Genomic DNA, 11,043 nt, shown 5'->3' on the forward strand with positions numbered 1-11,043 from the left:
CTCCGTCCCTTACCCCGCCCGGCGCCCGTGGGCGCCGGCTCACCCCCCTGGATGCGTGAGCTTTGGCTGTTCACGGTGACAAGAGCGGCGAGCGCCCGGACCGGCGGACACCCGTCCGGCGGCGCGCCCTGATCCTGGTCGAGAACCTGTCCGTCCCGTTCGACCGGCGGGTCTGGCAGGAGAGCACCGTCCTGCGCGACGCGGGCTGGGAGGTGCACGTCATCTGCCCGCAGGGAGCCCGCAACGATACCGAGCGCGAGGCGTTCGTCGACGGTGTCGCCATCCACCGCTATCCGCTGGCCGCGGCGAGCGGCGGGCCGCGCGGCTACCTCGCCGAGTACTCCACGGCGCTGTGGCACACCGCCCGGATCGCGCGGCGCCTGGTGCGCGAGCACGGCCCCTTCCACGTCGTCCACGCCTGCAACCCGCCCGACCTGCTGTTCCTCGTGGCGCGCATGCTGCGCGGGCACGGCACGCGGTTCGTCTTCGACCAGCACGACCTGGTGCCGGAGCTGTACCTGTCGCGGTTCGGACGCGGCGAGGACCTCCTCTACCGGTGCGTCCGGCGGGTGGAGCGCGCGACCTACGACACGGCGGACGTCGTCATCGTCACCAACGAGAGCTATCGGGAGATCGCGCTCGAACGCGGCGAGAAGCGTCCCGAGGACGTGTTCGTCGTGCGCAGCGCCCCGGCGACGGACCGCTTCCGGCCCGTTCCGCAGCAGCCGGAGTTGAAGCGCGGCAAGAAGCACCTGCTCGTTTACCTGGGTGTGATGGGTCCGCAGGACGGCGTGGACTACGCGCTTCGGTCGCTGACCAAACTTCGTGACGAACTGGGCCGCGACGACTGGCACGCCGCGTTCCTGGGCGACGGCGACATGTTCGAGTCCCTGGTCCGGATGGTCGGTGAGCTCGGCCTCGAGGACCGGGTGGAGTTCCCCGGCCGGGTCCTGGACGACCGCCTGCTTCCGTACCTGTCCACCGCCGACGTGTGCCTCGCGCCCGATCCGTACAGTCCGCTCAATGACCGCTCGACGATGAACAAGGTCATGGAGTACATGGCCATGTCCCGGCCTACGGTCTCGTTCGACCTGCACGAGTCCCGTGTGTCGGCCGGCGAAGCGGCCCTGTACGCGCCGTGCGACGACGAATCGGCGTTCGCCAAGCTCATCGCCCAGCTTCTTGACGATCCGGCGGAACGCGCGCGCATGGGGGAGGTGGGCAGGGAACGCGTCGCCGGGCCACTGTCCTGGGACCACTCCCAGAAGGCGTTGCTGGCGGCCTACGATGCGGCGTGCGCACCGGAGCGGATGCGCCGCTCCTCCCGGACACGACGCCTCACCCGCGTCCTGACCCGCAGCACGGACAAGGAGGGCTCGTGAAGCAGACGTTGCGCAGCCGCTTCGTCGAGGGGCCCGACTCGCTCGGCGCGAAGGCCCGCAGGCGGCGGTGGGAGATGTTCCGGCAGGCGTTCCCCGACCTGGCGTCCCTGTCGGTGATCGACCTCGGCGGCACCTACGAGTTCTGGGAGCGCGCGCCCGTCCGCCCGGCCCGCCTGCACATCGTGAACCTGCTGGAGAAGCAGCCGGACGACCTCCCGGACGGCGTGACCGCGGAGACCGGCGACGCCTGCGACCTGCCCGCCGACCTGCTCGGACGCGACTTCGACCTCGTCGTGTCCAACTCGGTGATCGAGCATGTCGGCGGCATCGCGCGGCGCGAGCGGTTCGCGCGCACGGTCCGGGAGCTCGCTCCCCGGCACTGGGTGCAGACGCCGTACCGGTACTTCCCCGTCGAACCCCACTGGGTTTGCCCCGGCTTCCAGTTCCTGCCGCTCAGCGCGCGGGCGCGCCTGGCCGAACGCTGGCCGCTGGTGAAGGTCAAGCCGGAAGGACGCGAAGCCGCCATCGCGGACGCGCTGGGCGTCGAGCTGCTCGGCAGAACCGAGATGGGTTTCCTGTTCCCCGAATCGGAGATCCTGGGCGAGAAGTTCGCCGGTCTGGTCAAGTCCCTGATCGCCGTGAAGCGAGGCTAGGAATGGCGACTGCTGGCGTCGGTCCCCCAACTGACGGGACGTCCCCGCCGCATCCGTGCGAGGGCCTTGTCCAGCGCCAGCACCGCCAGGTAGCAGGCGGCCTCGACGGTCCCGACCCTCCGCGCGCGCACGAGGCGGAGCAGGTCGGACGGCCCCAGCCGGGACGCGGTCACCGGCCGTCCGAGCTCCGCGAGCTGCCGGTTCCCGAGCCGGACCCGGACCCGCCGGCGCAGATGCGCCCGGACCGTCCGCGCCGGGCGTACCACCGAGGCCGCCTCGGGGACGACCACGCGCTCGTCCGGGCCGAAGGTGGCGTGGACCCAGCCGTCGTCGGCGAGCAGGCCGTCCGGCAGCGGGAACACGCGCGCGTGCGCCTCCTCGGTCAGCACGTACACGCCCGTTCCGGCGAGGCCCCTGGAGGGCTCGACGAGGGCCTCGTGCGCGCGATGGACGCGCCGTGCCACCGGCCCGGTCCCGGAGAGGTCCAGGACGGGGCGGGGGGCGCAGGCCAGCACTCCGGGCCGTCGCGCGGCCTCCGCCAGCGCGCGGACACCGGCGGCGTCGAGCAGGATGTCGGCGTCGGCATAGACCCTGGGGAAGACGCGCGCGGCCTCGTCCCCCAGCCGCAGCGCGTTGGCCTTGCCCGGCGTCTCCGTCTCCACGACCCTGACGCCCGCGTCACGCGCCACCCCCGCGGTGCGGTCGGTGCACGCGTTGGCGACCACCACGACGTCGAACTCCCCCGGGCCGGCTCCGTCCAGGAGGCGGGCGAGCAAAGCGGCGAGGCCTGCCTCCTCGTTGTGCGCGGGGATGACGACGCTGACGATCGGCCCTTCGGTGAGGTCCACGACATATGAGAGTAGAGCGAACCAAGCTGGACGGGATGCTGCTCTTCGTCCCCGAACCGCACCGCGACGACCGCGGCCTGTTCACCCGGACGTTCGACGCCGCCGTCGCGTCCGCGCACGGTCTGGACCCTTCGGCGTTCATCCAGGACAGCCAGTCCAGGTCACGCTACGGGACCGTGCGCGGGATGCACGGGCGGGGCGGTCGCGGGGAGGCCAAGCTCGTGCGCTGCGCGCACGGCGCGGTGCTCGACGTCGTGGTGGACGCCCGTCCGGGATCGTCCACCTTCGGCCAGCACGTGACCGTCCGGCTGGACGACGAGACCTTCACGACGCTGTACGTCCCGCCGGGGATGCTGCACGGCTTCCAGTCGCTCACCGCGCTGTCGGACGTCTGCTACCGCATCGACCGCGAACACGACCCGTCCGAGGACCTGTCCGTCCGCTACGACGACCCGGACCTCGGCATCCCGTGGCCCCTCCCCGTGGCCGCCATCAGCGACCGCGACCTGGGCGCCGGTTCCTGGGCGGCCCTGAGCGCGCGCCTGACGGCCTAGACGGTCGGGGAGAGGTCCGACTCGCCGTCGGACTCACCGGTCGCCTCGCCATCGGACTCACCGGTCGCCTCGCCGTCGGACTCGTCGGTCGCCTCGGGTTCTCGTGCGTGCGCGATGCGGGCCGGACCGAGTCCTGCCAGCAGGAGGAGCGTCGTCAGGGTGGCCGTTCCCGTGGCGGCGATGGCGACGGCGCGTCCGGCGATGACGGCGCTGTGCGGCGCGAGATCGGGATCGCCGGTCGAATCCAGCGCCACCACGGCTTTGTGACCTGCGTAAACGGCGACCGCGACGGATGTCGTCACAACAATCGCGAGAACGCCCCCAACGATCCGCCCCCCGCCGTTCGTTTCGGTTAGTGGGACCAGGAGACCGCGGCGACGGAGGACGGCGATCGTGACGCACACACCGATCATGACGATGAGCGCACTGCCCACGGTGTCGCTCGGGCGGTGCCAGCTCACCGTCACCGTCGCCGCGCCGATCGCCGCCGAGCCGAGCAGCGCCGGCAGGGCCGTCCAGGGGCGTGCGCGCGCCGGGACGGCCAGCAGCAGCCCGCACAGGACGGCCGTCGCGACCGCGGTGTGCCCGCTGGGGAACGACCGGTCCTCCCGGCGGAAGCCGTGGGCCAGCAGGATCGGCCGGGGCAGCACCGCCTGGAGCAGCTCGGTCGCCGTGACCGCCGCGAGGATCATCGCGACGATCGCGAGGGCGGTCGCCCGGCCGCCCGTCCGGTGGCCGATCCAGCCGACCAGGGCCGCCGCCAGCGCCAGCGACCCGGCCGAGATCACGTCCAGCACCGCCACCACGGGCGACGCGCGGTCCGGCCAGGAGGCGCGCAGCACCGCGTCCTCGAACCGCTGCCCGGGCGTCGTCCACACCGCGAGCGCGTACACCGCGACCAGCAGGGCTCCGCAGCCGACGGCCACGCGCCACGCACCGCCCACGGGGACCGCGCCGGTCCGGCCACCCCACCCCCGAGACGCCATGCCCACCAACGTAACCAGCCCCCACGGGCGGCCGGGCGCGCACGCTGGCCACATTCAGCCGTCCCCGGGAGAACCGCCCCATCCGCCTCCCCGCTGTGCCCACAATGCGACCTATGACCGAGCCGTTCGGCCGAAGCCGAGCCCTGACGGTCGCGACGGCGGGGCTCCTCGCCCTGGGCCTCGCAGCCTGCCAAGGCAAGGACAAGTCCGCACCCGCCCTTCCGAGCGCGGTGCCCACCCCCTCCTCCGGCACCTCTTCCGCGAGCACTCCGCCCAGCCCCGCACCGCTGCCCTCGCAGCCCGCCACGCCCGACGGGACACCGACGCGTGACGCCGGGAAGGGCCGCTGCCCCGCGTATCCGACGCCCGACTGCACGGGCGCGCCGCACACCCTGGCCGCGCCGCGCAAGGTCCGGCTGAACGTGGACAACGACGCCCTGCTGGTCGACAAACCCGGCACGGTCCTGGAGGGCGTGCACGTCCCGGGCAACCTGGTGATCGCCGCCGACGACGTGACCATCCGCAACAGCGTGATCGACGGCCGCGTCACCAACGACTACAAGGACGCCAACCACCCGTTCACGATCACGGACTCCACGGTGGGACGACCCGACCGCTGCGTCAGCGAGGACGCCGTGGGCACCGCCCGCTACCGCGCGTCCGGCCTGCTCGTCCGCGGGTTCAGCCACGGCTTCAAGGTCTCCGGCGACGCGGCGAAGGGCGGCGACGTCGAGATCACCGACTCGTACGTCAAGAACTGCTCCAACGGCGCCGACCACGCCGACGGCATCCAGGTCTGGGGCGTCCGCGACGCGCGCCACCTCGTCGTCCGGCACAACACCTTCGACCAGCGCGGCGTCTCCGACTTCACCGCGCCGCTCTTCCTGGCCGACAGCGCGGGCGGCACCATCAGCGACGTCACGGTCGAGAACAACCTGGTCGCCGGCGGCACCTACAGCATCCAGCTGAAGCACGTCGCGGGGCGCCTGGTCGTGCGCGACAACCGCATGGTGGACAGGTCCTGGTCCTACGCCCCGGTCGAGTCCTGGTGCCACGCCATCCAGACCTGGACGGGCAACACCGTCGTCACCGTCGACGCCGCCTACCGCATCACCCGCACCGTCCGCCCCCTCCCCTGCGCCGAGTAACCCCCGCCACCGCCTCCCCGAAGCCACAGGAACCGGGAGCGACGAGACCGCCCCACCAGACAGAGCCGCTCCAGCGCGCGGGGTCGGTGGTGGGGGTCAGGGGGTTCGGGTGGGGGTGACTCTGGCTCGGATCGCGCGGGCGGCTCGGGTGTTGCCCGCCCGGACGCGCCAGGGGACGGCGGTCGGCAGCTCCTGGGCGCGGGTGATGCGGAGCAGCGCGCCGGCGGCCCCGACCATCAGGAAGGTGAGGCCGGTGATCGTCGCGAAGGAGAGCAGGTCGAAGGTGACCGCGCCGACGAGCGGGGCCGCGAGCGAGGCGGTGACCGAGAGGGCGAGGTCGCGCGTGTCGGGGTCCGAGAACGCCTTGCCGCGGGCGCGCAGCGCGGAGTAGATCCCGCCGAGGAACAGCAGGACGAGCGCGGTCGTGCCGAGCACGCCGGTCTCGACCATCGACATGATGTACTGGTTGTCGAACGCGTTGTAGGCGGGGAAGTGCCACGTCCCGTCGCCGCGTCCGAAGATCGGGTGCTTGGAGATCTCCATCGCGGCCTGCCCGTAGCGGTGCTGGCGCGCGGTGATGCTGTCGTCCGCCTGCGCGTTGGCGAACAGGTTGTAGATCGCCCGCACCAGGCCGCCCGCGATCATCAGGACGGCGATCGAGCACGCCGCGACCACGCCGAGGGCACGGGTGCGCATCCGCGGCGGCCAGCCCGCGAGCAGCACGAACCCGATCGCGAGCAGCGTCAGCACGCCCGACCGCGACACCGAGAACAGCATCCCGGACAGCAGGAGCAGCGCCGAGCCCCACCACGGCCAGGACGGCTCCCCGGCGCGCCGGGCACGCAGCGCGTAGTGGATCGCGAGCGGCAGCACCATCGTGCAGACGATGCCGAACTCGATCGGATGGCCCGTCGTGGCCGCCACCCGCAACTGGCCTCCGCGCGGCACCATCGTCGGGTTGTCGCCGCTGGTGTACCGCAGCAGCGGGACGACCATGTACTTGGTCAGGTCGAACATGAACAGGTACTGCAACGCGCCGACGAACGCCGCCGCCGTGCCTCCGGCGACGACCCACCTCAGCAGGGTGTCCAGGCGGTCGAGCGTCCGGACGCCGTCGCACACGGCGAGGGTCACGCCGGCGAACGCGACCGCGAGCACCAGGGAGTGGTCGAGGAGGTTCCGCTCGTCCGCGGGCAGGTAGCTGCTGTTCGCCGCGCCGTAGCAGGCGAACATCGCGGCCACGTAGAACGAGGCGACCGTCCGCGCCGCCGTGCGTCCCTTGGCCACGCCGGAGTGCGTCACGAACTGCGCCGCGAGCCACGTCAGCCCCATGCCCAGCGCCACCAGGTCGGCGGGCGTCAGCGAGATCCCCGTCCCCCGGACGACGAGCCGCGCCGGGACGACCAGGGTCGCGAGCGCGAACATCACCCCCAGCGTCGCCCCGTCCGCCCGCGGCGCCACGACTTGCGACGCGCCCAGCCCCCGTCCCCGCCCACGCGCACGCGCACGCCCGGAAGCCCTCACACCGCTCCCCCAGACCGCCACCCCGCGTCCAGACCCCACGCCGCGCTCCACCACCCCCGAGCCGTCCCCCAACGCGCCCGAGCCGTCTCCTGACGCGCCCACAAAGCGCCCCGAAGCCACCACGCCCGGCCCGAGCGTCCCCACCGCAGCTCCCTCACCCCCTGGCGCGCCCCGATCGAGCGTTCCTGCCGCGGTTCTCTCGGCCTCAGGCCTTTTCCGCCCGAGCGACGCCGCTGCGGCCCTATCAATCTCCGCCGCGCCTCGCCCGAGCGTTCCCGACGCGGCTCCCTCAGCCTGCACGCCCCGTCCGAGTGTCCCTGCTGCGCGCCCCTCAGCCTCCAACGCGCCTTGCCCGCCCGCCGACGCGGCTTGTTCAGGCTTCGGTGCGCCTTGGCCGGTTAGTCGGGCGTTAACGGGTGCGTCCTCTGCGCCTTGGCCAGAGGGTTCTGGTTCTGGGGGTGGGGGAGTTGAGGGGGTGGGGAGGGGTTCGTCGGGCACTGTCAGTGCCCTCCGGCTGGTTCGGGGGTGCGGGTCGGGGGCGCTGACGGGGCCTCGCGACGGCGGCGGCGGTGCTGCGCGTAGCTTTCGCCGCCGTAGGCGAGGGTCAGCGCGACGATGATGGAGAAGGCCATGAAGGCGACGGCGGCGCGCTTCTTGCCCTTGCGCTGGATGACGGGGGTCGTGGGCGGGACGGCGCTGCTGATCGTGATGAAGGTCGCCGGGGGAGCGCCCAGCGAGTGCTGGCGCTCGTCCAGGACGCGTCGCGCCTCCTGGACGAGCCGCGCGTTGGTGTTGTACGCGACGGACTGGGACGTGCTGTCCACCTGGATGTAGATGAACGGGCTGCCGTTGTCGAGCAGTTCCGGGTTGTTGCTGCCGTTGCCGACCTGGACCTGGGTCGCGCCGCCGGGCGGAGCGCCGATCCGCTGGCCGATCTCGGGGGAGCCGAGCATCTGGATGAGGATCGCGGCGGTCTCGCTCAGGCCCCGCTCGTAGATCAGCAGCGGGTTCCGGTTGGGCTGTTTGCGCTGGTCGACCGTGATGTCGCCGCCGTTCTTCGGGCTGGACAGCACGAGCACCGACGTCGAGACCCAGTGGGACGGGGTCATCTCGAAGACCGCGCCCGCCATCACGAGCGACAGCACGAACGCGGGGACGGTCAGGTACCAGCGCCGGAACAGCACCAGCAGCGTGCTCCAGAAGTCCATCGCGTGCCGTTCACCTCACCCGGGGAGCGGACGCGTCCGACGGCTCCCCGTCGGACTCGCGCGACGACGCGGCCTCGGCTCCGAGGATCTCGAACGCGGCCGTCCCCTGACGTCCCCGGTCGCGCGCCGGTCCGCCGTCCCGCCACGGTCCGGGTTCGTCGTCGGACTCCAACACGCCGCCGTCGTCGGCCTTCGTGTGCTCGGGCCAGGGGACGTCCTCGTGTTGGCCGTCGCTCCGGAACGTCCCCGCGAATCCACGTTCCGGCTCGAGGAATGCGCCTCCGCCGCGGTCGGCGGGCTGCTCGGAATTACCCGCAGGACGGCCGGAGGTGGCGTCACCGGTCTCTTCGCGCTCGGGCCAAGGCACGTCCTGGTGTTCGTGGGCGGATGAATGAGCGAAAGTCAGGTCGGCGCCGCGTATCGCCTCGCGGTCCCGTGCTTGCTCGCGCGCGCGTATCTGCTCGCGTTCCTGCCTTGGCTCAGGTTCATAGGTCTTGCGACGGGGCTCAGGTGTCTTCTCGCCCTCGTCCATCGGCTCATTTCCCAGCAAGGGATGTGGTGCGGCGAGTGGTTCTGTCGGCTTCGTGGAAGGACGGTCGTGGAGGGTGTCGGCCGGGTCGCCGTCCATCGGAAGTCCGTAGTCCGCGGCATGGTGACCCGCGCCATTAGGGGACGGCGGAACGCTCTGCGGCGATCGACCGTCTTCCGCCGCCGAACCGCGCCGCGATGGGGCCGGAGTCTGTGGACGCGCCGGACGTAGCGGTCCGCCCTCGTCCGTCGAGCCGTAGTAGAAGTCGTACGGCGTCTCGGCGGCGGCCTCGCGCAGGTCGCGGCGGCGGGCGGCGAGGTAGGCGATGCCGAAGCCGAGGCAGACGACCGCCCCGAAGGCCCCGCCGGAGAACTCCCACTTCTGGGTCATCTTCGCCCGGGGCGCGGACGCCGGGACGACCTCGGTGAGCATCAGGTAGGTCTGCCTGGGAGCGCCCAGGGCGCGCTGCCGGTTGACCAGGTCGTCCCGCAAAAGCCGCTCGGCGTTGTGCACGACGTCGGTGACGGCGCCCTCGCGCGTGCTCGTGGCCTGCACGAAGATGAACGGGCCCGTCTGGCTCGCGGTCATGACCTTGCCGTCGCTGGTGCCGTCGTTGATGACGACCTTGGTCGGGCTCCCCTTGCCCGCGCCCATTCTCTTGAGCGACTCCTCGGTTCCCGCCGCCTGGATGAGGATCGCGGCGGACGTCTTCAGACCGTCGTTGAACTGCAGCAGCGGGTTGGTGGTCCAACCGGGGCGGTTGGGGTCCTCCAGGCCGCCCGCGGACGGCGTGGTGAGCACGAGGAGGCTGGACGAGACGTAGGTGACCGGTGTCAGGACGAACGCCAGCGCCGCGACGCCGAGGCCGAGCACGACGACGGGCGGCCCGATGAGCCGGTTCCGGGCGATGCCCAGGATCGTCTTCCAGAAACCCATGTGTGCCCCCGGTGGGCCCTCGGTCGGCCGAGGGCGGTTCGACTTCGCCGCGTCCCCGCGTCCCGGCGAATTGATGACGCTGTCATCGTGCATCCGGGTCGTGGTGATTTCATCGGTCCAGGTGTCGCCATGGCCACTACCGGCCGGTGGAAAAGGGCTGTTCACCGGGTATCACGGCCGGTCGCGAGGCGGGCCAGTTTCCGGGTGCGGTGTTCGGCCACGCGCCGTTCCCGGCGGGCCCACGCCGCCCGGACCGCCGCCTGTGCGCGGCGCCGTTGCCCGTCGGTCAGTTCCGGGGTGTTCTCCGGGTCGCCGACCCACCGGTAGACCTCCAGGAATTCCAGCGTCGTCGCGCAATGCGCCTGCCAGGACGGAACTCCGAGGCGGCGGGCCAGAACGGCCGGTTTCTCGGTCTTCCAATGGCGGTGCGCGAGAACTTCGTCGACATGTCCCCAGGGGCCTGCGAGGGCGAGTTTCGTCGCCATCACCTCGTCCTCGCGCAGCATGTTCCGGCGCGGGAGGGAGAGCAGCACGTCGCGGCGCAGGAGTCCGTAGAGCGGGTCGATGAGGAGGTGGCTGGCGTTCAGCAGCCGCAGCATCGTCGTGAAGCGCACGAGCGGGTCGTCCGATCCGAGGCCGGTCTCGGTGAACGGGGACGTGCTGACGACGCCGTCGTCGCCCTTGTAGGACGTCTGGGACGTGACGTTGACGAGCCGCGCGTCCTTGCCGAAGACCTCCAGCGACCGGGACACCAGCGTCGGTTCGAGCACGTCGTCGTCGCTGACCCAGCGGAAGTACTCCCCCGACGCCAGCCGGCTCGCGCTCATGAAGTTCGGCAGGATGCCGATGTTCTCCGGCTGCCGGTGGTAGCGGACGCGCGGGTCGTCGGCGGCGAGCGCGCGGCAGCGCTCGGCGGTGTCGTCGTCGGACGCGTTGTCGCAGATCAGGAACTCGAGGTCCGGGTGGTCCTGGCCGAGGACGGACCGGGCGACCCGGTCGATCCGTTCCCCGGCGTTGCGCACGGGCAGCGCGATGGTCACCAGCGGCATGGCGGTCAGCCCTCCTTGGACGTGGCGGGGATCGGGAGCCGGTGCGCGGCGCGCAGGAACGCGTCCTTCGGGACGACGAGCAGCAGGTAGGCGAGAATGCCGAGCCCGCCGGCGGCGGCGAGCCGGACGGCGGCGGGCGGGGACGCCGCGGCGGTGAGGGCGTGGTCGACGCCGAGCACGACGACGGCGGTGACGGCCGCCGCCACGGCGGGACGGGCGAGCGCGG

General features: G+C 72.1%; 11 protein-coding genes. 4 read left to right on the forward strand and 7 right to left on the reverse strand.

Annotated features, from left to right (window positions below; translation table 11 throughout):
• Positions 1–62 precede the first annotated feature (62 nt).
• Positions 63–1,382 carry a glycosyltransferase family 4 protein gene (locus DZF91_RS03385; RefSeq protein WP_117356036.1) on the forward strand — a complete coding sequence of 440 codons (1,320 nt, stop codon included), beginning with the start codon at positions 63–65 and terminating at the stop codon, positions 1,380–1,382.
• The gene (locus DZF91_RS03390; RefSeq protein WP_117356037.1) at positions 1,379–2,035 is read left to right on the forward strand and encodes a class I SAM-dependent methyltransferase; all 657 of its coding nucleotides are present in this window, start codon (positions 1,379–1,381) and stop codon (positions 2,033–2,035) included. The genes DZF91_RS03385 and DZF91_RS03390 overlap by 4 nt, the downstream gene beginning before the upstream one ends.
• Here DZF91_RS03390 and DZF91_RS03395 read toward each other — a convergent pair.
• Complete coding sequence (locus DZF91_RS03395; RefSeq protein WP_235834054.1) at positions 2,032–2,883, reverse strand: glycosyltransferase; 852 nt, start codon at positions 2,881–2,883, stop codon at positions 2,032–2,034. The two genes, DZF91_RS03390 and DZF91_RS03395, sit on opposite strands and share 4 nt — an antisense overlap.
• Positions 2,884–2,888: 5 nt before the next feature.
• Here DZF91_RS03395 and DZF91_RS03400 point away from each other — a divergent pair, with 5 nt between their 5' ends.
• Positions 2,889–3,437: a dTDP-4-dehydrorhamnose 3,5-epimerase family protein gene (locus tag DZF91_RS03400; protein WP_117356038.1), complete on the forward strand. Its 549-nt coding sequence runs from the start codon at positions 2,889–2,891 to the stop codon at positions 3,435–3,437.
• Here the strand turns inward: DZF91_RS03400 and DZF91_RS03405 are convergent.
• Positions 3,434–4,423 carry a phosphatase PAP2 family protein gene (locus tag DZF91_RS03405; protein ID WP_158587838.1) on the reverse strand — a complete coding sequence of 330 codons (990 nt, stop codon included), beginning with the start codon at positions 4,421–4,423 and terminating at the stop codon, positions 3,434–3,436. The genes DZF91_RS03400 and DZF91_RS03405 overlap by 4 nt on opposite strands.
• 113 nt (positions 4,424–4,536) lie before the next feature.
• Between DZF91_RS03405 and DZF91_RS03410 the strand changes: the two genes are divergently transcribed.
• Positions 4,537–5,571 carry a right-handed parallel beta-helix repeat-containing protein gene (locus DZF91_RS03410; protein ID WP_147340972.1) on the forward strand — a complete coding sequence of 345 codons (1,035 nt, stop codon included), beginning with the start codon at positions 4,537–4,539 and terminating at the stop codon, positions 5,569–5,571.
• A gap of 96 nt (positions 5,572–5,667) precedes the next feature.
• Here DZF91_RS03410 and DZF91_RS03415 read toward each other — a convergent pair whose 3' ends face one another.
• The 5 genes from DZF91_RS03415 to DZF91_RS39375 all read right to left on the reverse strand — a co-directional run.
• Positions 5,668–6,996 (reverse strand): O-antigen ligase family protein, encoded by a 1,329-nt coding sequence (locus DZF91_RS03415; RefSeq protein ID WP_147340973.1) that lies wholly within the window; start codon positions 6,994–6,996, stop codon positions 5,668–5,670.
• Between the two features lie 599 nt (positions 6,997–7,595).
• Positions 7,596–8,303 carry a YveK family protein gene (locus tag DZF91_RS03420; protein ID WP_117356042.1) on the reverse strand — a complete coding sequence of 236 codons (708 nt, stop codon included), beginning with the start codon at positions 8,301–8,303 and terminating at the stop codon, positions 7,596–7,598.
• 10 nt (positions 8,304–8,313) lie between these two features.
• The gene (locus DZF91_RS03425) at positions 8,314–9,768 is read right to left on the reverse strand and encodes a hypothetical protein (protein WP_117356043.1); all 1,455 of its coding nucleotides are present in this window, start codon (positions 9,766–9,768) and stop codon (positions 8,314–8,316) included.
• 161 nt (positions 9,769–9,929) lie between these two features.
• Entirely contained in the window at positions 9,930–10,817 is an 888-nt protein-coding gene (locus DZF91_RS03430) for a glycosyltransferase family 2 protein (protein ID WP_117356044.1), read from the reverse strand.
• Between the two features lie 5 nt (positions 10,818–10,822).
• On the reverse strand, positions 10,823–11,043 hold a 221-nt coding region (locus DZF91_RS39375), incomplete at its 5' end, for a hypothetical protein (RefSeq protein ID WP_158587839.1).

The sequence above is a fragment of the Actinomadura logoneensis genome (assembly GCF_003428695.1).
GTDB classification, from domain to species: Bacteria; Actinomycetota; Actinomycetes; order Streptosporangiales; family Streptosporangiaceae; genus Spirillospora; species Spirillospora logoneensis.